The sequence below is a fragment of the Luteibacter pinisoli genome (genome assembly GCF_006385595.1).
Taxonomy (GTDB): domain Bacteria; phylum Pseudomonadota; class Gammaproteobacteria; order Xanthomonadales; family Rhodanobacteraceae; genus Luteibacter; species Luteibacter pinisoli.
The window spans coordinates 972,915-995,941 of the sequence record NZ_CP041046.1 but is presented as its reverse complement, the minus strand read 5'-3'; the positions used below and the strand labels follow the sequence as shown (position 1 = coordinate 995,941).

Sequence of the window (23,027 nt, the reverse complement as noted above, 5' to 3'; positions counted from 1 at the left end):
ACAGCTTTCTTATTAGAAGGTAACGCTGGGTTTAAGCCTTCGGAGCCTTGGGCGCCTTGGGGGCCTTCGGAGCCTTGGCGGCCTTGGTCGCGCGAACGACCTTGGCGGCAGCTACCTTCTTGGCAGCAGCCTTACGCGGAGCGGCCTTGCGGGCAACCTTCTTAACGGCTGCCTTGCGAGCGGTCTTCTTTACTGCAGCCTTCTTCGGCGCAGCCTTGCGGACGGCCTTCTTGACGGCCTTCTTGGCAGCGACCTTACGGGTCGAAGCCTTCTTCGCAACCTTACGGGTTGCAGCCTTCTTCGCCGGCGACTTGCGGGCGGTGGTCTTCTTGGCGGCCGACTTGCGGGTGGCCGTCTTCTTCGCCGGTGCCTTGCGGGCAGCCGTGCGCTTCACGGTGGATTTCTTGGTCGCCTTTTTGGCGGCCGACTTCTTGGCAGTGGCTTTCTTGGCAGTGGCCATGGTTCGTCTCAGCTCCTCATCAGTTGGCAGTGGTTGCCCAGTAAAAGCATGTAGGAACGCTTCAACCAGCAAATCGCTGTTCGTCGCGTGCCTTAAATTGTTGACCTGTCGGCGGGTGCGTTCATCAGACAGCAGGCGGAGGATGTGCAGCGGAATCGATACCGTGATCTTGCGTACCGCTCCCGCTTTTGAACCGTGCTCCACATACGGTCGGATGAAGTTATCAGTTTCCATTTCCGGGTTCCCCGTCAATTGACGCAAAAGCTATTCCTGAACAAATCCGCTGTCAATAATTTTTAGCTCTAAATTGAAGACGTTGCGGACACATCCCCCGGCGACCGAGGTCCATCGGACATAACCGGGGCGAGGGTTATCGACCCACTCAAATCATTTTCCCGATTGCTCGCCAAACGATTTACTGCAATCACCCCATTAACAAAACATCATAAAAAAAGGCATTTCGTGAACGGTTTTTCGATTTGCGTTTAGCGACGCGTCGCGCCGATGCGTCGCCGCGCCACGCTCCGTCGAGCGGTCTCGAGGGGCGTTCGCGGGGATGAACGGAAGGCGACTGGGGGCGAAAAAAAAATTTCCCCAAAGGGGCGTCGCGGACAAAAAAATGCCGGTCGAGGACGACCGGCACCAGGTTGAAGCACGACGAACGACCGTTAGTGGTCGTCGCTCTCGGCCACTTCGCTGTACTCATCGGGGGTAAGGAGATCGTCCTTTTCGCCCAGGTTGGAGTACTTGATCTTGAAGATCCAACCGTCGCCGTAGGCGTCGCTGTTGATCGTCTCCGGCGCATCCGAGAGTTTCTCGTTCACCTCGACCACTTCGCCCGAGAGCGGGGAGTAGATGTCGGACGCGGCCTTCACGGACTCGACCACGGCAACACCCTTGCCTTCGCCCGCTTCAACGGTGCTACCCACTTCCGGCAACTCGACATAGACGAGGTCGCCGAGCGCTTCCTGTGCGTGGTCGGAAATGCCGACCGTGGCGGTGCCGTCATCGTTGATGCGAACCCACTCGTGGGACTTAAGGAAAAGCAGATCGCCGGGGATATCGCTCATGGGGGTTAGCCTCGCTAGGGAGTGGGCGGTGGTGACCGGGTAATTGTACCCATCCACGCGAGACACGGAAGCATGCCGTCCTCGCCCTATATATAAGTATGTGTCGCCGACGATCAGCCGGCGATGCCTTCCATCGGCTTGCCGTCACGCACGAAGGGGAACTTCACCACGCGCACCGGGATGTCGCGGCCGCGGATCTCGACGCGGACATCGCCCGGCTCACCCGCCGGGATGCGCGCGAAGGCGATGGACTTGCCCAGCGTCGGCGCGAAGCCGCCGGAAAGGATCTCGCCCTCGCCGTTCGCGGTCAGCACCTTCTGGCCGTGGCGCAGCACGCCCTTCTCGTCCATCACCAGGCCCACCATGACGCGCTTCACGCCGTCGGCCTTGTGCTGCTCCAGCGCGGCGCGGCCGATGAAGTCGCGGCCTTCGTCCAGGGAGATGGTCCAGGCCAGCGCGGCTTCCCACGGCGACACACTCTCGTCCATGTCCTGGCCGTACAGGTTCATGCCCGCTTCCAGGCGCAGGGTGTCACGCGCGCCCAGGCCCGCCGGCGCGACGCCCGCGGCGTGCAGGTGCTTCCACAGTTCCACCACGCGCGTGTTCGGGACCACCACCTCGAAGCCGTCTTCACCGGTGTAGCCGGTGCGGGCGAGGAACAGCGGCATGCCATCGGGGCCTTCGGTTTCCAGCGCGGCGAACTTGCCGAGCTTGCGCGCCTTCTCCTGGACATCCGCCGGGAGCAGGCCGATCAGCTTCTCGCGGGCGTTCGGGCCCTGCACCGCGATCATCCCGAATTCCGGGCGCTCGCGAACGCTGACGCCGAAGGCGGCGGCCTGCTTTTCGATCCAGGCCAGGTCCTTCACGCGGGTGGCGGCGTTCACCACCAGGCGGAAGAAATCCTCACGCAGGAAGTAGACGATCAGGTCGTCGATGACGCCGCCGGTTTCGTCCAGCATGCAGGTGTAGAGCGCCTTGCCCGGCTTGGCCAGCTTGTCGACGTTGTTGGCCACCAGCTTGCGCAGGAACTCGCGGGTGGAGGGGCCGGTCAGGTCGACCACGGTCATGTGCGAGACGTCGAACATGCCGGCGTCGTTGCGCACCGCATGGTGCTCTTCGATCTGCGAGCCGTAGGCGATGGGCATGTCCCAGCCACCGAAGTCGACCATGCGGGCACCGAGCTCGCGGTGGGTGGCGTTGAGTTCGGTCTTGTCGGTCATCGTCTTACCTTTCGGGGGATGGGCCATGGGGGCAGCCCGTCATTATCCCGGCAGCGAGCGCCAAGTCCAAGCGCGCCGCAACATGTTCCTGCTAGCCTTCCGCTCCATGGCCACTTCCTCCCTGCCAGGTACCGTGACCCTCAGCCGCGACGCGGGCGGCGAGCGTCTCGTCCTGCGCGGCGACTGGACCCTGCCCCACTACGTGGCCTTGCAGGCCCGGGCCAACGAGCTGGCCGGTTCCGTCGGCAACGGGGTCATCATCGACCTCCACGACGTGGCCGCGATGGATACCTCGGGCGCGTTCGTGGTCGCCGAGCTGCTCGGCAGCACGCGCACCCAGGCGCTGGCCCAGGACGAAGCCCTGCCCGCCCCGCGCCGCGCGCTGCTGAAGACGGTAGGGGATGCAATCGACACCTACTGCAAGGGCGTACCGCGCAAGCGCGACGCCGGCTTCGTCGTGATGCTGGAGCGCATCGGCCGGGCCGTGTCGGCGTTCTGGCGGCAGACCCTCAAGCTGCTGGGCTTCATGGGCATCACCCTGCAGGGTTTCGCCAGCACGGCGCTCGTGCCCCGCCGCTGGCGCGTGACCTCGCTGGTGTCCCATCTGGAGCAGACCGGGCTCGATGCCGTACCGATCCTGGCCCTGCTCTCCTTCATGGTCGGCGCCGTCGTCGCCTTCCTGGGCTCGACCGCCCTGGAGGCCTACGGCGCCAGCATCTTCACGGTGGACCTGATCGGCTTCGCCTTCCTGCGCGAGTTCGGCGTGCTGCTCACCGCCATCCTCCTGGCCGGGCGCACCGCGAGCGCCTTCACTGCGCAGATCGGTTCGATGAAGGCGCGCGAGGAAATCGACGCCATTCGTACCCTGGGCCTGGACCCGATCGAACTGCTGGTGCTGCCGCGCGTGCTCGCCCTGCTGATCGCGCTGCCCATGCTTACCTTCGTCGCCATGATCGCCGGCATCGTCGGCGGCGGCGTGGTCTGCCTGGCGGTACTCAAGATGTCGCCGTCCATGTTCCTCACCATGTTCCAGGCGGACATGCAGCTGCGTCAGTTCCTGGTGGGCATCGCGAAGGCGCCGGTATTCGCCTTCATGATCTCGGTGATCGGCTGCATGGAAGGCTTCAAGGTGTCCGGCAGCGCCCAGTCCGTCGGCGAGCACACCACCTCGGCGGTGGTGCAGTGCATCTTCGTGGTCATCCTCCTGGATGCCGTGGCCGCCCTCTTCTATATGGAGATGGGCTGGTGACCGCCGAGACCGTGATCGAAGTGCGCGGGCTGGTGAACCGTTTCGGCAGCCAGACCGTGCACGAAAACCTCGACCTCGACGTGCGCCGTGGCGAGATCATCGGCATCGTCGGCGGCTCCGGTACCGGCAAGTCGGTGCTGCTGCGGACCATCATCGGCCTGGTCCGGCCGGTGGCCGGCGAAGTGCGGGTGTTCGGGGAGAACCTGCTCTCGCTGCCGGAAGAAAAGCGCTCGCTGGTGGAGCGTCGCTTCGGCGTCCTGTTCCAGAGCGGCGCCTTGTTCTCGTCGCTTACCGTGGCGGAGAACGTCGCCCTGCCGATGGTGGAACACGCCAAGCTCGACCGGGCCGACGCCACCCGCCTGGCCGGCGTGAAGCTCGCGCTTTCCGGCCTGCCCGTGGATGCGGGGCGCAAGTCGCCGTCGCAGCTTTCCGGCGGCATGATCAAGCGTGCGGCATTGGCACGCGCGCTGGCGCTGGACCCGGAAATCCTTTTCCTCGACGAACCCACCGCCGGCCTCGACCCGATCAGCGCCGCCGCGTTCGACAGCCTGATCGTCACCCTGCGCGATGCGCTGGGTCTCACGGTGTTCCTGGTCACCCACGACCTGGACACGCTCTATTCCACCTGCGACCGCGTGGCGGTGCTGTCCCAGCGCCGCGTCCTGGCCGTAGGCCCGATCGATGAAGTGGCCCGCACCGACGACCCCTGGGTGCAGGCGTACTTCAACGGACCGCGCGGCCGCGCGGCCACCTTCGCCGCCCGCCAAGGCAAGGACTGACCCATGGAAACCCGAGCACACCACATCCTCATCGGCCTGTTCACCGTCATCATCGTCATCGGCGGCCTGCTCTTCGGCGTGTGGCTGGCCAAGGCCCACTCCGATCAGGAGTGGAACTACTACGACGTGGTGTTCAACGAGGCGGTGACCGGCCTCTCGCGCGGCTCGGCGGTGCAGTACAACGGCATTCGCCTGGGTGACGTCAACCAGCTGCGGCTGGACCCGAACGACCCGCGCCGCGTGCTGGCACGCATCCGCGTGAGTGGCGACACGCCGCTGCGCAAGGACACCCACGCCAAGCTCGCGCTCACCGGCGTGACCGGCGTCGCGATCATCCAGCTCTCCGGTGGCTCGCCCGGCAGCCCGCTGCTGGTAGGGCACGACGGCGAAGTGCCGATCATCAATGCGGATACATCGCAACTAGCCAAGCTGTTATCCAACAGCGAAGACCTGATCACCAACATCAACCAGGCGGCGGCCCACGCCAGCGAACTGCTTTCGCCCGAGAACGTGGACCGCATCGAGCGGACGCTGGATCATCTGGATAAAACCACGGGCGTGATCGCGGATGAGCGCGAGGACATCCGCTCGCTGATCAAACAGCTCGCCGTGGCAACGCAGCAGGCCAACGACACGCTGGCCGAGAGCAAGGCGCTGGTGCACAACGCCAACGGGCTGGTCGAGGGCCAGGGCAAGGCGACGCTGGAAAGCGCGCAACGCGCCATGGCGTCGCTGGAGCATTCCATGGCCTCGGTGGACCGCCTGATCAGCGACAACAGCGATGCACTGAACGGCGGCGCCGCCAGCCTGGGCGACCTCGCCCCGGCGCTGCGCGAACTGCGCGACACGCTGTCGTCGCTGCGCTCGATTACGCGACGCCTCGACGAAAACCCCAGCGGCTACCTGTTCGGGCGCGAGAAAACCAAGGAGTTCACCCCATGAGCCGTGCACGGTTCGCCCTTCCCTTTGCCTTCATGGCGCTCGCCGGCTGCTCGATCCTGCCGAAGGCGGAGCAGCCCAGCGTCTATACGCTTCCCGCCGCACCGGGCGCCCGCCCCCGCGCCGCGACGCCGGTGCCCTGGGCGCTACGCGTGGCCACGCCGAACGCGGCCCGCGCCCTGGATAACGCACGGATCGCCGTGGTGCCGGCGAACAACACGATTTCCGTCTACTCGGGGGCCCGCTGGAGCGACAGCTCGCCGCATCTGTTCCGCGACCGCCTGGCCGATGCCTTCCGCGACAGCGGACGGATTACCGGCCTGAGCACGGACGACAGCAACCTGGCCGCCGACTACGAGCTCGGCGGCAACCTTGCCGACTTCCAGACCGAATACGCCGACGGCAAGCCCGAAGTGGTGATTCGCTTCGACGCGATGCTGGCGAACTCCCGCAAGCACCAGATCGTCGCCAGCCAGCGCTTTGAAGTGCGCGAGCCGGTCGACGGGAAAGAGGTGCCGCAGGTGGTCCAGGCGTTTGGCCGGGCGATGGACAAGCTCTCGCGCGACGTCGTCACCTGGACCTACGACGCCGCCCACTGACTACAGGGGCGGCTCGACGGGGTACGCCGGCTCGGCGTCCAGGGAAGAGGCACAGACCGCCGCCAGTTCCAGCAGGCGCAGGTCGGAACCACGCGCGCCCACCAGCTGCATGCCGATGGGCATGCCGTTGGCCAGCGTACCCATCGGGATGCTGACCGCGGGGCAGCCGGCCAGGCTCGCGAAGCTGCACAGGTCCGCCTGCGACGCGGGCGCGGGCTGGTCCAGCGGGAACGCGCCCTGCGAGGTCGTCGGCAACACCATCACGTCCACCTGCGCGAACAGGCGGCGCATCTTCAGCGTGGCGGCATCCAGCACGAGGTCCGCGGCCACGTAGTCGGCCGCCGACTTCTTCGCGGCGAAATCCACCATCTGGCGGAAGCCAGGCGATACCGGATAGGCCTCGTCCGCCAGTTCATCGGCGAAGGTATTCAGCATCTCCGCCTCCATCAGCAGCAAACCGGCGCGGCGGGTGCGGGCGAAATCCCAATCGGAGAAATCGACGGCACGGCGTTCGCCGAGCTCGCCCTTGAGCAGCGACAGGGCGTTGTTGAACACATCGATGACGTCCGGCTCGACGCCGACCGCGGCAAGATCCGGCAGGAATCCGGTGCGCAGGTTGCCCGGCTCCCAGTCCGGCGGCTGGAACGCCACGCGGCGGCGGCGCGAACGCGCGTCGTCGGCGTCGTATCCGGCCAGGGTCTGCAGGAGCACCGTCAGGTCGTCCACCCCACGCGCCAGCAGGCCCACGGCATCCAGGCGCCGCGCGGCGGGTACCAGGCCGCGCGCGGAAATTTCGCCGTGGGTGGGCTTCAGGGCGTAGACGCCGCAGTAGCTCGCTGGCACGCGGATGGAACCCAGCGTGTCCGAACCGATCGCGGCGACCGCCATGCCGGCGGCCACCGCCGCGGCCGCGCCGCCCGACGATCCGCCGGCGGTGTAGCCGAGGCGATGCGGGTTGTGCGTTGCGCCATAAAACGGATTATTCGTGACGAGGCCCAGCGCGCCTTCGTCCATGTTGGTCTTGCCCAGCAGCACCGCGCCTGACGCGCGCAACCTCGCCACGGCATGGGCATCGCCTTCGGGCACCACGGTGCGCCGCCGCATGCCGGCGCGCGTCGGCACGCCGGCGACGTCGAAATTATCCTTGATCGCGATCGGCAGGCCGTCGAGGCGGCCCATCACACCGTCACGCCGACGACGATCCGCGGCCAGCGCCTGCTCCTGGATAAGGGATACGCTGACGTCGGTGTAAGCGTTGAGGGCCGGATTCAGGCGCTCGATGGCGTCCTGGTACACATCCGACAGGGCCTGCGGTTGCGCCCGGCCGATAGCCAGCCAGTGCATGATCTGCAACAGCGTGGCCCGGCGCATGTCCTGGGCGGAGACAGGCAACATCGTATTCATGGAATCTCCTTGCGCGTGGAGACGACTATAAACCCCGTTTGTGAAGACCGTGCAACTCCGTGGCCCGTTTGAAACGGCGATTTGCCCGGTCTCGGGGGAAACGTGACAATAGCCGACTGATCCAGCCAGCCTTATTCGAGAGCCAGCGATGAGCGAACGCGAAACCATGGAATACGACCTCGTCGTCGTCGGGGCAGGCCCCGCCGGCCTCGCGTTCGCGATTCGTACGAAACAGCTCAATCCGGACATCACCGTCTGCGTGATCGAGAAGGCCTCCACCATTGGTGCGCAGATCCTGTCGGGCGCCGTGATTGAAACGGCACCGCTCGATCGGCTCCTGCCGGATTGGCGCAGCGCGCCGCCGCCGATCTGCGTGCCAGTGACGAAGGACGAGTTCTGGTGGCTGCGTGACCACCAGTCGGGCATCAAGGCGCCGATCGCCCCGCCGCAAATGAACAACCACGGCAATGTCATCGTCAGCCTGGGCGCGCTGTGCGCGTGGCTGGCCCCGCAGGCCGAGGCGCTGGGCGTGGACGTGTTCCCGGGCTATGCCGCCGCCGAAGCCCTGTTTGACGAGGCAGGCGCCGTGAATGGCGTGCGCATCGGCGACATGGGCATCGCGCGCGACGGCACGCACAAGCCTGGCTACACCGAAGGCATCGATATCCGTGCAAAGGTGACCGTGCTGGCCGAAGGCTGCCGCGGGCACATCAGCAAGACGCTGATCAAGGCGTTCGACCTCGATGCCGCCAGCGATCCGCAGACCTATGGCATCGGCATCAAGGAGCTCTGGCAGCTTCCGCCGGGCCGTGGCGAAGCCGGCAAGGTGGTGCACACCACCGGCTGGCCGCTGGCCAACGACACCTACGGCGGCAGCTTCCTCTATCACCTGGATAACGACCGCGTGGCCGTGGGCTTTGTCGTCGGCCTCGATTACCCGGACCCGAACTTCTCGCCGTTCGAAGCGTTCCAGCAGTTCAAGCACCACCCGAATGTGAAGGGCTTGCTCGAAGGCGGCACCATCGTGTCCGCCGGCGCGCGCGCCATTATCGAAGGCGGCCTGCAGTCGCTGCCGAAGGTGGAGATGCCCGGCGCGATCCTTATCGGCGACTCCGCCGGTCTCGTCAACGTGCCGAAGATCAAGGGCACGCACCAGGCCATCGCCTCCGGCATGCTCGCCGCCGAGCACCTCGTGGCGACGCAGCTGAACCCCGCCGGCTGGGATGCCGCCCTGCGTGCCTCCCCCGTGGTCGCCGAGCTGAAGAAGGTGCGCAACATCCGCCCGGGCTTCAACAAGGGGCTATGGCGCGGGCTGATCAACGCCGCGTGGGAAACCGTTACCCGTGGCGCGTCGCCGTGGACCCTGAAGAACCACGCCGACTGGTCGTCGCTGGAGAAGCTGGGCCAGTACGAAGCGCCGAAGAAGGATTACGTCGACCGCACCCTCGCCCCGCGCGATCGCCTGGCCAGCGTGTATTTCGCCGCCACCGAGCACGATGAAGACCAGCCGGTTCATTTGAAGGTGGCTGATACGTCAATCTGTATTGATCGTTGCACCACGGAGTACGGCAACCCGTGCCAGCGATTCTGCCCGGCGGGCGTGTACGAAATCGTGCAGGACGAGGCCGGCAAGCGGTTGCAGATCAATGCGGCCAACTGCGTGCATTGCAAGACGTGCGATATCAAGGATCCGTACCAGATCATTACCTGGGTCACGCCTGAGGGCGGGTCTGGGCCGAATTACCAGAACCTCTAAAGTACATCGTGGCGAATCATCTTTCCTGGCGGTATCGACGGCTCCAAACGCTGGCGCAGCGGATGCGGACGAGCATTGCGTTGCGCGGCTGGCGCGGGACGCTCTCACGAATCAGCCAGGGGTTGGCGAAGCGTCCTGCCGAAGATGATTCGCTGCAACTGCTGCCGCAGGAAGCGGTGTATTCACACTTCACGTTGCCGACGTCGGCATCGCCATACCTGTCGGTGATCATCCCGGTCTACGGCAAGGTCGAATACACCCTCGCGTGTCTGCGTTCCATCGCGGAGGCACCGCCGCAATCGCCCTTCGAAGTGATCGTTGTCGATGACGCATCTCCCGACAACACAACCACCGTGCTGGCCCAGGTCAAAGGCCTGCGGTTGTTGCGGAATGTACAGAATCTGGGCTTCGTCGGCTCTTGCAATGCCGGTGCAGCGGCCGCCACAGGCTCTCTTTTGATCTTCCTGAACAACGACACGCAAGTGACGCGCGGCTGGGCCGATGCCTTGCAGCGCAGCTTCGAGCTATTCCCCGACACCGGCATCGCCGGCAGCCAGCTGGTATACCCGGATGGTCGTCTCCAGGAAGCGGGGGCATGGGTATTCGCCGATGCGTCGGCATGGAACATCGGCCGGTTTGCATCACGCAAGGACCCGGCTTTCCGCTATTCGCGGACGGTGGATTACGTGTCAGGCGCTTCGCTGGCTATTCCCCGGTCGCTCTTCACGGCGGTGGGTGGATTCGACAGCCGGTACGCGCCGGGCTATTACGAGGATACGGACCTCGCCTTTGGCGTGCGCGCAGTCGGACGACAGGTGCGATACGTACCGGATAGCGTGGTGGTACACACCGAGGGCGTCAGCTCGGCACTCGCCGAAGACGACGGCATGAAGCGTTTCCAGGCCGTCAATCGGCACAAACTGGCCGAGCGTTGGGCCGATGCGCTGTCGCGCCAGCCGTCCACCGGTACGCCCCTGGTCACGATAGATCAGGATCGACGCCGCGGCACCGTGCTGGTTGCCGATGTATCGACCCCGGATGAATCACGGGATTCCGGGTCGCTGCGCCTGATTTCGATGATGCGCCTTCTCATTGCCGACGGCTGGCACGTGGCCTTTGCGCCTGACGACGGGTATGCGGACGACGACGCTATACAGCGGCTTGGCGCCCTGGGCATCGAAGTACTCGCGAAGCCGTGGACGCCTGGCATTCCGGGTTGGCTAGCTGCGCACGGCGGCAGCCTGACGGCCGCGATCCTGTGCCGACACACCGTGGCATCGCAGTACGCGCCGCTCGTACGCCGGCATGCGCCACAGGCAAAACTTGTCTTCGATACGGTGGACCTGCACTTTCTCCGCGAGGAGCGGGCGGCCCAGCAAGCGGGCAGCGCCGCCCTTGCCCGTCACGCCCAGGCAACGATGAAGCAGGAGCTTGCACTCATCGCGCGGGCAGATACCACGTTTGTCGTGAGCCCCTTCGAGCAGGAGATGCTCGGGCGGCTGGTGCCGGACGCACGGGTCGATATTGTTTCGAATATCCACGAAGTGCACGGCCGTACCCGGGATGCCGAAGGGCGGTCGGATGTGCTGTTCGTCGGCGGATTCGGCCATCCGCCGAATGCCGATGCGATGCGCTGGATGGCGTCGGATATCCTGCCGGCCATGCGAAGGAGTCGCCCTGGCGTTCGCATCCTCGTCGCCGGCGACGTACCCGATGCCGACCGCCAGGCACTATCCGACGCAGGGCTCACCATGCTGGGCAGGGTCGAAGACCTTACCCCGCTCATGGCATCGTGCCTCGCATCCATTGCGCCCCTGCGCTTCGGCGCGGGCGTCAAGGGCAAGGTGAACATGGCCATGAGCCACGGCCTCCCGGTCATCGGCACCTCCGTCGCCGTGGAAGGCATGCATCTTTCTGACGGCCACGACGTGCTTGTGGCCGACACGCCAGATGGTTTCGCCACGGCCTACGAGCGCCTGGCAAACGACCCGGCGCTCTGGATGACCCTGTCTGAGAACGCGTTAGGCAACGTGCGCAGGCACTTTTCAGCGGATGCCGCGCGCGATCCCTTGCGGCGGGCGCTATCCTGAATCATGGCCAGCGAGCTCATCAGGACACTCCTTTTCCGCACCCTCAGGCTCGGTTTCCGTCTCGCCCCACTGCCTACAGGCACCCGCGACCGGCTGCGCCAGAGGTTTCTCTCCCGCCACGCGGACCTTGTACCGACGGGGCCGCGTGGCCGCGTGGGACACACCACCGCACACCGTCCGCTTGACCACGCGGGGCATCGCGCCGTCGATTGGTTGCCGCCTTCCGACAAAGGCATGGCGGGGCCGCCGGCCGCCAGGCTTATCGCCTTCTATCTTCCGCAGTTCCACGCGTTTCCCGAGAATGACGCGTGGTGGGGCAAGGGCTTTACCGAATGGCGCAACGTAGCGCGCGCAGTGCCGCAATTTGAAGGGCACATGCAACCCAGGCTCCCCGCCGACCTGGGCTTCTATGACCTGCGAACACCCGGCGTCATGGGTGAGCAGATGGCGTTGGCGAAGCACTACGGAATCGCAGCGTTCTGCACTTATTTCTACTGGTTCGCCGGCAAGACGCTGATGGAAGATCCATTGCGCGGATGGCTCAACGATGCCTCGCTCGATCTTCCGATCTGCCTCTGCTGGGCCAATGAAAACTGGTCGCGCCGATGGGACGGGCGCGAGGATCATGTGTTGATTGCGCAAGCCCACAGCCCTGAAGACGATATCGCCTTCATCGCCCATGTTGCGCCCTACCTGCGTGACGAGCGGTACCTCCGCGTGGAAGGCAAGCCCATGCTGCTTGTCTACCGGCCCGGCCTGCTGCCCGATCCGGCGGCGACGGCTGCGCGTTGGCGGCGCTGGTGCCATGAGCAGGGGATCGGCGACATCCACCTTGCCTACGTGCAGAGCTTCGATAACGTGGACCCGCGGGATATCGGCTTCGATGCCGCCGTGTCATTCCCACCGAACAACACTTCCCTGGAACCTGTCACGTCCCGGCGAACCCTGCTCAACCCCGGATACCGTGGGCAGATATTCGACTGGCGCCAACTGGCCACGCCGCCCGCGCGGGAACCGATTTACCGGCTCTACCCCGCCGTGAATCCCGGCTGGGACAACGAGGCGCGCCGGAGCGGCGCAGGCCGCACTTACGTAAACGCCAGCCCGGCTGGCTACGCCTCGTGGTTGCGGGACGCCATTGGCCTCGCCCACCGGTGCACACCGGACGCGCCGATCGTCTTTGTAAATGCATGGAACGAGTGGGCTGAAGGTGCCGTGCTCGAGCCCGATGCCCTCCGCGGCCACGCCTGGCTCGAAGCGACACGCTCAGCGCTGACCCCACTTCCGGCGACACCCGCGCCGTGCGCCGTCATCCATGCCTGGCATCCGGAGCTTATCGAGGACATCGTCAATGCACTGAGGGCCACCCTGATCCCGTGGCGACTCGTCGTGACCACGGCGCCGGAACGCGCCGACGCGGTGAGCTCAGAGCTCGCCCGGCTTGGCGTGTCCGCCGACGTGATGATCTTCGCCAACCAGGGTCGGGACATCCTGCCCTTCCTGAAGGTGCTGGCGAGGCTTTCGCTGGATGGCACGCAACTCATCCTGAAACTGCATACGAAGAAAACCGAGCACCGTGCCGATGGCGACGACTGGCGACGCGTCCTGCTGGATACGCTCTTGGCAGACGGGCGCGCCGGGCGCTTGCTGGCTGCGTTCGCCACGGACCCGACCCTCGGGGCGATCGCCCCGGACGGTCACGCAGTGGCCAGAAGCGATTTCATGGGGGCCAACGGTCCCGCCGTCGCCGCTTTGGCGGACCGAATGGGGACGGACGCCTCCCATGAGCCTCGATTTATAGCGGGCAGCATGTTCTGGGCGCGCGTCGACGCTTTACGCCCCTTGCTTGAGATGGACCTCTGCGACTGGGAGTTTGAACCAGAGGCGGGTCAGGTCGACGGGACCCTTGCCCACGCGGTGGAGCGGATGGTGGCAATGGCCGTGACCCATCGCGGCCTGCGCACCCGCGAAGCGCACGAGGTATTAGGCGAATCCGCTCGCGGCGACTTCCGATACGCCGCACGGGGGCACTAGCCCCCTCCCAACGGGCGGCCCATGGTGCGCCGCGACATGGGCCGCCGCAGCCTGACCGGCTACAATGGACGGTCGCGATACCCCATTCCCTAGAGGACCTTCGATGAAGATTCTGGTCGGCTACAAGCGCGTCGTGGACTACAACGTCCGCATCCAGGTCAAACCTGACGGCACGGGCGTCGTCACGGACGGCGTGAAGCTCTCCGCCAACCCGTTCGACGATATCGCCCTGGAAGAGGCCCTGCGCCTCCGTGAAAAGGGTGTGGCAGAGGAAGTCATCGTGGTCGGCATCGGCCCGGCGGACCTCACCGCCCACCTGCGCAACGGCCTGGCCATGGGCGCCAACCGCGCCATCCACGTGCAGACCGCCGAGGCCGTGTCGGCCCTGACCGCCGCGCGCACCTTCCTCAAGCTGGTCGAAAAGGAGCAGCCGGGCCTGGTGATCCTCGGCAAGCAGGCGATCGACGACGATGCCAACCAGACCGGCCAGATGCTGGCCGCGCTGTGGGATCGTCCGCAGGCCACCTTTGCCAGCAAGGTAGAGATTGCAGACGGCAAGGCCACGGTGACCCGCGAAGTGGACGCCGGCCTGGAAACCATTGAAGCCGACCTGCCTGCGGTCATCACCACCGACCTGCGCCTGAACGAGCCGCGCTTCATCAAGCTGCCGGACATCATGAAGGCCAAGGCCAAGCCGATCGACGTGATCGAGCTGGGCTCGCTGGGCGTCGACGCCGCGGACCACGTCAAGACCACGCACTACGCGGCCCCGGCCAAGCGCAGCAAGGGCGTGATGGTGAATGATGCCGCTGAACTCGTCGCGGCCCTCAAGCAGAAGGGCCTGCTGTAAGGCAGCCGCACAGGAGCACACACCATGAGCAAGATCCTCGTTATTGCAGAACACCTCGACGGCAAGCTCAATGCTTCCACCGCGCGCGCTGTCAGCGCGGCCGCTGCCGTGAAGCCGGACGCGATTGACGTCATCGTCCTGTCCGACGCCCCGGATGCCGTGGCTGCCGAAGCGGCGAAGATCGACGGCGTCAGCAAGGTGCTGACCGTCGCCCGCGCCGAGAACGCCCACGCCCTGGCGGCCATCTATGCGCCGCAGGTGGCCAAGGCCGCGGCCGGCTACAGCCATGTCTTCGCACCGTCCACCACGTTCGGCAAGGACATCGCACCGCGCGTCGCCGCCCTCCTGGGCGTGTCGCAGGTGAGCGACGTCATGACCGTGGAAGGCGCGCACAGCTTCAAGCGCCCGATCTATGCCGGCAACGCCATCGTCACCGTGGAAGTGGATGGCGGTTCGCCGGTGGTCGCCACCATCCGTACGGCCTCCTGGCCAGCGGCGGGCAGCACCGGCAATGCACCCGTCGAAGCCCTGTCGCTCGACGTCGCCCTGCCCTCCCACACCCGCTTCGTGAAGCTGCAGCAGGGCAAGAGCGATCGCCCGGACCTGCAGGGCGCCGGCAAGGTGGTGTCCGGTGGCCGAGGCGTCGGCTCGAAGGAGAACTTCGAGGTCATCTATAAGTTCGCCGACAAGATCGGTGCGGCGGTGGGCGCCTCGCGCGCTGCCGTCGACGCCGGTTACGTCCCGAACGAAATGCAGGTGGGCCAGACGGGCAAGATCATCGCGCCCGAGCTCTACATTGCCGTGGGTATCTCGGGCGCCATCCAGCATCTGACCGGCATCAAGGACGCGGGTACCATCGTGGCGATCAACAAGGACGGCGAGGCGCCGATCTTTGAGATTGCTGATATTGGCCTGGTGGGAGATCTGTTTAAGATCCTGCCGGAGCTCGAGGCTGCACTCGGCTAATTCACATTAGCGCGACGATTATTAGCCTGCGGCGTCGCCGCAGGCTTTTTTTTTGGCCCAAGGCTGCATACCGGCCTGCGCCGCCTATGCGATCATGTCGCAAATTCTCAAGGGGCGACTACGGGCATGGCCCGAGACGGAAAATCGCAATGAATAATCGCATTGGGGTCGTCATCCCCAGCTATAAGGTACGCAGTCATATCCTCCAGGTCGTCGCCGGCATTGGCCCGGAGGTGGAGCGCATATATGTTGTGGACGACTGCTGCCCCGACAAAAGCGGCGATTTCGTGGAAAGTGAATGCCGGGATCCTCGTGTCGTGGTCCTACGGCACGAGCAGAACCAGGGCGTAGGCGGCGCCGTCCTCACGGGGTACCGTGCCGCCATCGCCGAAGGCATCGATATCATTGTGAAGGTGGACGGTGACGGCCAGATGGAGCCGGCCCTGATCCCGCAATTCGTGGCGCCCATCCTGGCCGGCGAGGCGGACTACACCAAAGGTAACCGGTTCTTCGACCTCGAAGAAATTCATGCCATGCCGAAGGCGCGCCTGGTGGGCAATGCGGGCCTGTCATTCCTCACCAAGATCTCATCCGGGTATTGGGACCTTTTCGATCCCACCAACGGATTCACGGCGATCCATCGCGACGTGGCATCGCATCTCCCATTCGACAAGATCAGCAAGCGCTATTTCTTCGAAACCGACATGCTGTTCCGCCTCGGGACATTGCGTGCCGTAGCGGTCGACGTACCGATGCACGCAAAGTATGCCGATGAGGTAAGCAACCTCAAGATTACCAAGGTGTTCAGCGAGTTTCTTGGGAAGAATCTGGCGAATTTCGTAAAGCGCATTTTCTATAACTATTATCTGCGCGACATGTCACTGGCGTCGTTCGAACTCCCGCTGGGCTTGTTGCTCCTGCTCTTCGGCGTCATTTACGGCGGCATACACTGGGCCTCCTCCGCCGAACATGGCGTTGTCGCCAGCAGCGGTACGGTCATGCTTGCAGCCATGCCGGTCATCGTCGGTGTGCAGTTGGTGCTTGCGTTCATTGGCTACGATGTGAGCTCGACACCCCGCCGCGCCGTCCACTCCCAGCTGGGTCGCTCCGCACTGAACAAGGCTGCCAAATCGTGACCTACATCGTCGCTCTTATCTGTGTGATCGGCATCGCCTGCGGCCAGATCCTTTTCAAGCTCAGCGCCAGCTCGCTGCAGAAGACCGGCAGCTTCTTCGATCCGTCGACCATGCTGCTGCTGTTCTGCTCGTTCGCCCTCTACGGAGTCATGACCATCGCGTGGATCTGGGTGCTGCAGAAGGCAGACCTCGGTAAGGTGTATCCACTGATGGCCCTGGCCTTCGTGATCGTCCCACTGGGCAGCCACCTGATCTTTGGTGAGCGGTTCCAGCCGCAGTACTTCGTGGGCGTGGCCCTCATCATGGCCGGCATTGTTGTCGCCGTGAGGTCTGCATGACGATCACAACGCTGAGCGCGCGCCCGGCTCCGCGCATCTGGCCGGCATTTCTTCTGGTCACATTCATCGTGTCACTGATCCTTGGCGCGCTGATGCCTCCTTTCAGCGCACCGGACGAGTTCGATCACATCAAGCGCGCCTACATGTTCGGGCAAGGGCAACTGCTGCTGCATTCGCAATCGGGCTCACCCTCGGGCGGCTATGTGGACAGCGGCCTCGTGGATTTCATGGACGCGTTCGGAGCACTTCCTGGCCATAACGCACAGAAAATCTCCGGCGCCGAACTCGACCACGCGGGGGCGATTGCCTGGACCGGCACGGATCGCTTCGTTACGCCGGTGGGTACGTCGTACTACTTCCCCGCCCTGTATGCGCCGCAAGCGATCGGCCTGTCGACCGGTAAGGCCCTTGGGCTTTCCGTCAACAAGTCGTACCGCCTGGCACGCCTGTTCGCGCTGGTAACGTGCCTGCTCCTGCTGGCCTTTGCGTGCCGTATCTTCCCGCCGCCACCGGCCGTGATGGCGGTGCTCGTGCTGCCGATGAACCTGTTCCTGTTTGCCTCCCCGTCACTGGATGGCATGACCACGGCAACGGCGGCCGTGGCCCTGGCGGCCTTCATGCGACTGGCGACGGAACGGCAGGCCTCGCCGTCCTGGGTGTTCTGGGTGTTTGCCGTCGCGCTGCTGCTCGTTGGCGCCTGCCGCGCCAACGCCGCACCGTTCCTGCTGCTGCCGTTCGTCGTGTGGTGGTTCATGCGTGACCGTCGCAGCCTCGCCGTGGCCGTCGCACTGGGCGTGGCCGTGGTCGGCTGGACGCTGTTCACCATGAAATACACGGTGTATCCGCCAGGGGCGCGGCACATCGACCACACCGCCAGGCTGGCTTCTTACATCATCCATCCCGGCAGATTCTTCAGCATCCTGTATGCAACACTCGCGGATCCGGGCGTCCGCGGCTACTACATCAGCTCGTTCATCGGCGCGCTCGGGTGGCTTGACACCTCGTTGCCCGTCGCGAGTTACAGGATCTTCGGCATCCTCTTCCTGATCGCCTTCGCGTTCTCGTTCTCGCGCGACGCCATCGTCGAGCATCGCCTCGCGCGCGGGGTGCTGGTGCTCTGCGCCATTGCCACCCTGCTGATGACGTACCTCGCCATGCTGGTGCAGTGGACGATCGGCGATTCGCCCATCATCCAGGGCGTGCAGGGCCGCTATTTCATGATTCCGGCCCTGGCCATCGCCTTTGCCTTCGGCGGTGACTACCTCCCGCGCGCCAGCGTGCCGCACCGGATTGGCATCGCTGCGGCGGGCCTGATCCTGCTGCTGGCGGCCTACCTGACGCCGCAAACCGTCGCGATGCGCTACTTCGCCGAGAACGACCCCGTTGCCAGCCGCATCCAGACGACGCTGGTGCCGACGGCGGTCCTCACTCGCGATCACGCGCTGGGGGTGTCACTCAACCCGTCGCAGGTCGCTGAACCGGCCGCGCTGTCGTCCATGGACGTCATGTTCGGCACCTATAACCGGAGCAACCCAGGCGATGCCGAGCTCCGGGTGTGGACGCGTGACGGCGATACCACCATCGTCCCGTTCCAGCTAGCTTCGCTCACGGATAACGGCTACCACCGTTTCCCGCTTGGCGGGAAACGCTACATCGGCGCTGAGATCGTATCGCGCGGGGGTGAAGGCGTCAGTGTCTGGACGGTACGTATTGGCGACTCGGTGCAGTTGAGCTGCGTTGGAACCCTCGACGACGCAGGCCACGTGCTGACGACGCTGGGCTGCCCCGCCCCAGCGCCCTGATGTCACCTTCGGGGCGCCTCAGGCGCCCCGAAGGTCCAACGGCACCCGTTCCACGAGGGGATCGTGGTCCACTGGATTGCGCGCGGCCACGTCTTTCAACATGGCGGAGAGCTCCGCCGCCTGCTCATCAAACACGCGGATCATGTCGACGTGCTGGTTACGGTAACCGTCCAGCCTTGCCGGATCATCCAGAAGACGCCGCAGCGCTTCCTTGAAGCGTGCGCCGTCATCCTCGAGGGGCACCACGTCACCGTTCTCCCCCGGCACGATGTCCTCAACGGCACCACCTGCGTCCGTGGCGATAACCCAGACATCCCGGATCATCGCTTCACGGACGGACAAGCCAAAGCTTTCCTTGCACTGCGTGGGAAATAGCAGCACGTCCACGCCTTCGAAGAAGTCATCGATCGTATCCTGCGTATAGGCGGGAACGATGCGGAGCGTACCGGGGATACTCCAGGTGGATTCGAAGATCACCCGGCGCCCAAGATTGAGCGCGCCGTCGACGACGAGCAACTCGTAGTTGGTGTGTTCGGGCATCTCGCGGAGTACCTGCTTGATCAGCTCGCTGCCCTTCGCCGGCCCCTCGCCGCCCACGAAACCGAGCCGCAGTGGCCGCCCGCTGGGCGCGCTTCGCTCGGCGCGGCGCCGCGGGGCGACCACGCCGTTCTTGTTCACCACGGTCGTTGCCGGATTGAACCCGTTGTCAACGTACAGCCCACGGAAGAACTGGCTGGGTACGATCAGGCGATCGGCGCCGGACAGCACCTCGTGGAGACGAAACTGCCGATAGGGATTGAGCGCGGGGTGCACCACGCACTTGGCGCACACGTTGAGGTCCACCTTGCGCTGGTGGCAGTACTTGCCTTCACGCGTGATCATGAACTGGCGTGCACAGATCCACCAGGCGTCGTGGGCCGTCACGACGAAGGGAATGCCTTCGGCCTGGCAGACCTCCGCCAACTGCACACCGAAACCCTGGATCGAATGCAGGTGCACCACGTCCGGCTGCCATGCACGAAGGATTTCGCGGAAGGCGATCGTCGGGTACGGGTTATCGAAATCGAATGCCGGATTCCCTTCAAACGGCAGGCCCATCGCAAACACTTCGGCGGCCGACGACTGGTAACGCACCACCTTGTACGGGTGCACGTCCGACGTTGGCAGCGACGTCAGCATGGCGTAGTCGATGTCGTTGCCCGCGTTGATCCGTCGGGCCACCTGCTCTGCCACGATCGTGGCGCCGCCGAAGCTGCGCGGCTCGAAGAAGATATTGACGCCAAGCACGCGCAGGCGGTCTTTCTGGAAGCGGCGGAAAGGCGCAAGGATAGGCTCCACGCGCTCGCGCGCCATCGTCTCCGGCGTGTAGTGCGCTGCGACGTGATCATGAGCCTTCTGGCCAATCTGGCGGCGAAGCTCGGCATCTTCCACGAGACGGAACAGCGCCTCTTCCCACTCAGCGGGAGTGGACGCGAGAAAGCCCGTCTGGCCATGCTCGATGGTTCGCGCGAACTCGGCGGTCGACGAACAGATCGAGGGAAGCTTCAGTATCGCGGCCTCGAGGTACTTGATATTCGACTTGGCGTCATTGAACACGCTCGGCTCAAGCGGGGCGATGTTCACATGGCAGTTGCCGAGACGCTTCATATACGTCGCGTAATCGGACGGAGGAAGCCGTTCGATCTGCGTGTCGAATGCGCTGAACGCTTCCGGAAGGTTAAGGGAGCCGATGATGGTCAGGCGCACGTCGTATCGGGCGCGCAGGAGGTTCAGGATGGCAGGTGCCGCCTGGCGGAAATCCGTGTCGTGCGACGCGGAGCCTGACCCGTAGACGATGCGTATCAGGCCGTCGGCCTTCTTCGGTGACACATTGATTTCTTCCGCCACGCGGATGGTTTCACCATCCAGGGCATTTTCAACAATGTGCACCGTCGCGACACCTGCCGAACGCATCACGTCTGCCAGCGAGGCGGTCGACGTGATGCATGCGTCGCACGCGAGCATGGCGGCCCGATAAAGGGGCACGCCGCGCATGATGCCTTCGCGCACCTTCTTGTGCAGGTCATCAAGGTTTGAGTTGGTCTTGTACAGCTCGGCGTCGAAGATCAGGTCGTCGACTTCCCAGAACGTGGGCATGCCCAGTTCCTTCGCCATCCGGATGGTTTCCAACTGAGGTGGGAAGCCCGGAACCCGGTAGAAGATAACCATGGTGTGGGTCTGGAGGAAGTCGCGCGCCGAGGCGACGTCCTGCCACGGTACGACGGTGCAGTCGACACCCAGGTCCTGGATCATGTGCTGCTTTTGCAGCACGCGATATTTCAGGCACTGCGCAAGACTCATCTCCGCGACGATAAGGACACGCTGGCGCAGCCGCGTCGTCGCCGGCGGGGGCGGCGACAATGTGTAGACCGGCTTCTCGCCCGCCAAGGTGGTGTCGCCCCTCAGGCGCTTAAGCGCACTACGCGGATGAGTCAGCGATTGCGCAGCATCACGCATGGTCTGTCGCCAGCCACGTGCGGCGATCCGGCGGGGGCCGGAGAGTGCGACCCTGAGACTGCCCTTCACCACGTCCCGGGTGAATCGAATCGCCGTCGTTACGCCACGCAACGGCGCCGTGATCGTCCACGAACGCGACCCAAGGAGTTCGTCGACCTTGGCCCGGGCTTCGCGCAGGTTGACCAGCGTGGCTTGAGACGCGATGTCCGCGTTCTCCAGCGCTCTCGTCAGTGCCTTGATTTTCCGCTCGTACGACATGCGCGAGTCTTCCACCTGGCGGAGCAGATGCTCTTTTTCCGCCAAGGCGCGTCGCGCGTCGTCCAGTTCGGACGACTGCGCGGACAAGCGGCGCGCCACGGTTTCCATCTGCCGGCCCGCGTCATCGGTATCCTGGGTGTCTCCTTCGTTCTCGTAGGATCGCAGGCTGGTGGCGATCGCACGGCCCTGGTCCTGCGTACCGAAGATGTCGTGGATGCGCGCAGGAGCGTCGGCACCGACGAGGAGTAGACGATGGCGACCCTCGTCCCCTTCGGTCGAGGGATACCGGTCGCGCATCGTGTCCCACGCGTCTCGCGTGGATCCTTCACCCAGGGGCCCACGGATCATCACGACCGCACTGGAGGACAGCTTGGGCATCCAGGCATCAAGGAGACTCGCCGGCGTGTGTGCACCGGTCGCTGGCACGATGAGCAGATCGATCGAACCCTCGGGAAACACTTCGAGCGCCTGGTCCAGCGGCAGCTGCATGGCGTGCGAGAACGCAGCGTAGAGCATCTCGTGCTCGGCGGTGGCGTGCTCGGACGCCGCGCCCGTCCCGTCAATATCGAGCGAGTACACGTGCGTCGGCAGGCCAAGCAGCTGTACAGCGCGACACCACGCGAGGTACGCACTGCCGAGCGGCTCGCCCACGTCCACGATCAGCGCCGGCTTGACGCGATCTACAAGCCACATGGGAAAAGGATGAGCCCCCCCGTCCATGGCCAACTTCAAAGAATCCCTGTCACTCGGAAACATATGCGTACCCCCTGCTGTGTCGGCTGCCCGTGCCGCTGTATCCGCTCTGCTGCGTGTCGCTTCTTCAGGAACTGACGAAGGCCTCGTAGGCCGAGACGACCTCTTCCGTTGGCCCAAACATCCTGACGCCGCCGTTATCCATCCAAAGTACCTTGTTGCACGTACGCCTGATTTCGGCGTTCGAATGCATGGCCAGCACCACGATTTCCGACCGGCGGTGCAAGTCAGCCAGGCGCGCCTGCGCCTTGTGCATGAACGACGCGTCGCCCACGCCCATCACTTCATCCAAGAGCAGGATCTCGGCGTCCACCGCCGTGGAGATCGCAAACGCGAGGCGAACCCGCATGCCACTCGAATAGGTGCGGATCGGAAGGTCGAGGTAATCGCCCAGCTCGCAGAACTCAGCGATCTCCTGCTGTTTGGACTTGATCTCGCTGTCTGTCATGCCGAGCAGCAGCCCGCGCAGACGGATGTTCTGCAAGCCCGTCGAGTTGTCGTCCATGCCCAGGCTGATGTCGAGCAGGGGAACGACCTTGCCCTCCCGGGCAACCTCGCCCACCGTCGGGGCATAGATGCCTGCCATCACGCGAAGGATGGTGGACTTGCCGGCACCGTTGTGGCCAATAAGACCAATACGATCGCCGCTCTCGAATCGGACCGTCACATCGGAAAGCGCGCGTACCACGACGACGCCATCATTGCCTTCGGCAATGGCGTTCTTGCGTCCGAGGCGCATCATCTGGCGCTTCAGTGAGCGGCCGTGCACTTCGTAGATCGGCAGGTCGAGCGTGACGCCCGTGAGTTGGATGAAAGCCATGAACGTAC

The 23,027-nt window shown here is 64.7% G+C and carries 18 protein-coding genes; 12 read left to right on the top strand and 6 right to left on the bottom strand.

Features of this window, described 5'->3' with window-relative positions; genetic code table 11:
• Positions 1-31: 31 nt before the first annotated feature.
• The 3 genes from metJ to gcvT form a co-directional block, all read right to left on the bottom strand.
• Positions 32-694 carry a met regulon transcriptional regulator MetJ gene (gene metJ / locus FIV34_RS21395; RefSeq protein WP_139980089.1) on the bottom strand — a complete coding sequence of 221 codons (663 nt, stop codon included), beginning with the start codon at positions 692-694 and terminating at the stop codon, positions 32-34.
• A gap of 434 nt (positions 695-1,128) precedes the next feature.
• Positions 1,129-1,530 carry a glycine cleavage system protein GcvH gene (gene gcvH / locus FIV34_RS04475; RefSeq protein WP_139980087.1) on the bottom strand — a complete coding sequence of 134 codons (402 nt, stop codon included), beginning with the start codon at positions 1,528-1,530 and terminating at the stop codon, positions 1,129-1,131.
• Positions 1,531-1,643: 113 nt separating this feature from the next.
• The gene (gene gcvT, locus FIV34_RS04470; RefSeq protein WP_139980085.1) at positions 1,644-2,750 is read right to left on the bottom strand and encodes a glycine cleavage system aminomethyltransferase GcvT; all 1,107 of its coding nucleotides are present in this window, start codon (positions 2,748-2,750) and stop codon (positions 1,644-1,646) included.
• Between the two features lie 106 nt (positions 2,751-2,856).
• On the opposite strand from gcvT, the gene FIV34_RS04465 reads away from it, so the two are divergent.
• The 4 genes from FIV34_RS04465 to FIV34_RS04450 are packed head-to-tail and all read left to right on the top strand — an operon-like array spanning position 2,857 to position 6,316.
• Positions 2,857-3,999, top strand: a complete 1,143-nt coding sequence (locus tag FIV34_RS04465) for an MlaE family ABC transporter permease (RefSeq protein WP_139980083.1) — start codon at positions 2,857-2,859, stop codon at positions 3,997-3,999.
• Positions 3,996-4,778 carry an ABC transporter ATP-binding protein gene (locus tag FIV34_RS04460; protein WP_139980081.1) on the top strand — a complete coding sequence of 261 codons (783 nt, stop codon included), beginning with the start codon at positions 3,996-3,998 and terminating at the stop codon, positions 4,776-4,778. The genes FIV34_RS04465 and FIV34_RS04460 overlap by 4 nt, the downstream gene beginning before the upstream one ends.
• A gap of 3 nt (positions 4,779-4,781) precedes the next feature.
• Positions 4,782-5,720 carry an MlaD family protein gene (locus tag FIV34_RS04455; protein WP_139980079.1) on the top strand — a complete coding sequence of 313 codons (939 nt, stop codon included), beginning with the start codon at positions 4,782-4,784 and terminating at the stop codon, positions 5,718-5,720.
• On the top strand, positions 5,717-6,316 hold the full coding sequence (locus FIV34_RS04450; protein WP_139980076.1) for an ABC-type transport auxiliary lipoprotein family protein: 600 nt from the start codon (positions 5,717-5,719) through the stop codon (positions 6,314-6,316). Before FIV34_RS04455 ends, FIV34_RS04450 begins: the two co-directional genes overlap by 4 nt.
• Here FIV34_RS04450 and FIV34_RS04445 read toward each other — a convergent pair whose 3' ends face one another.
• A complete protein-coding gene (locus tag FIV34_RS04445) occupies positions 6,317-7,720 on the bottom strand; it encodes an amidase (protein WP_139980074.1) in 1,404 nt (467 codons plus the stop codon). It abuts the gene before it with no gap.
• Positions 7,721-7,868: 148 nt separating this feature from the next.
• On the opposite strand from FIV34_RS04445, the gene FIV34_RS04440 reads away from it, so the two are divergent.
• The 8 genes from FIV34_RS04440 (at position 7,869) to FIV34_RS04405 (ending at position 18,692) form a co-directional block, all read left to right on the top strand.
• Positions 7,869-9,476 (top strand): electron transfer flavoprotein-ubiquinone oxidoreductase, encoded by a 1,608-nt coding sequence (locus FIV34_RS04440; protein WP_139980072.1) that lies wholly within the window; start codon positions 7,869-7,871, stop codon positions 9,474-9,476.
• An 8-nt stretch (positions 9,477-9,484) separates the two neighbouring features.
• A complete protein-coding gene (locus FIV34_RS04435; RefSeq protein WP_246058745.1) occupies positions 9,485-11,566 on the top strand; it encodes a glycosyltransferase in 2,082 nt (693 codons plus the stop codon).
• A 3-nt stretch (positions 11,567-11,569) separates the two neighbouring features.
• Positions 11,570-13,600 (top strand): glycoside hydrolase family 99-like domain-containing protein, encoded by a 2,031-nt coding sequence (locus FIV34_RS04430; protein WP_139980070.1) that lies wholly within the window; start codon positions 11,570-11,572, stop codon positions 13,598-13,600.
• Between the two features lie 103 nt (positions 13,601-13,703).
• Positions 13,704-14,450 (top strand): electron transfer flavoprotein subunit beta/FixA family protein, encoded by a 747-nt coding sequence (locus FIV34_RS04425; protein WP_139980068.1) that lies wholly within the window; start codon positions 13,704-13,706, stop codon positions 14,448-14,450.
• Between the two features lie 24 nt (positions 14,451-14,474).
• Positions 14,475-15,416 carry an electron transfer flavoprotein subunit alpha/FixB family protein gene (locus FIV34_RS04420; RefSeq protein ID WP_139980066.1) on the top strand — a complete coding sequence of 314 codons (942 nt, stop codon included), beginning with the start codon at positions 14,475-14,477 and terminating at the stop codon, positions 15,414-15,416.
• A gap of 149 nt (positions 15,417-15,565) precedes the next feature.
• Complete coding sequence (locus tag FIV34_RS04415; RefSeq protein WP_139980064.1) at positions 15,566-16,552, top strand: glycosyltransferase family 2 protein; 987 nt, start codon at positions 15,566-15,568, stop codon at positions 16,550-16,552.
• Positions 16,549-16,890 (top strand): EamA family transporter, encoded by a 342-nt coding sequence (locus FIV34_RS04410; protein WP_139980062.1) that lies wholly within the window; start codon positions 16,549-16,551, stop codon positions 16,888-16,890. Before FIV34_RS04415 ends, FIV34_RS04410 begins: the two co-directional genes overlap by 4 nt.
• Positions 16,887-18,692, top strand: a complete 1,806-nt coding sequence (locus FIV34_RS04405) for a DUF2142 domain-containing protein (protein WP_139980060.1) — start codon at positions 16,887-16,889, stop codon at positions 18,690-18,692. Before FIV34_RS04410 ends, FIV34_RS04405 begins: the two co-directional genes overlap by 4 nt.
• An 18-nt stretch (positions 18,693-18,710) precedes the next feature.
• On the opposite strand, the gene FIV34_RS04400 is transcribed toward FIV34_RS04405, so the two are convergent.
• Positions 18,711-22,319, bottom strand: coding sequence for a glycosyltransferase (locus FIV34_RS04400; protein ID WP_139980057.1), 3,609 nt, complete (start codon positions 22,317-22,319; stop codon positions 18,711-18,713).
• On the bottom strand, positions 22,267-23,019 hold the full coding sequence (locus tag FIV34_RS04395) for an ABC transporter ATP-binding protein (RefSeq protein WP_139980055.1): 753 nt from the start codon (positions 23,017-23,019) through the stop codon (positions 22,267-22,269). The genes FIV34_RS04400 and FIV34_RS04395 overlap by 53 nt, the downstream gene beginning before the upstream one ends.
• Between the last annotated feature and the right edge of the window lie 8 nt (positions 23,020-23,027).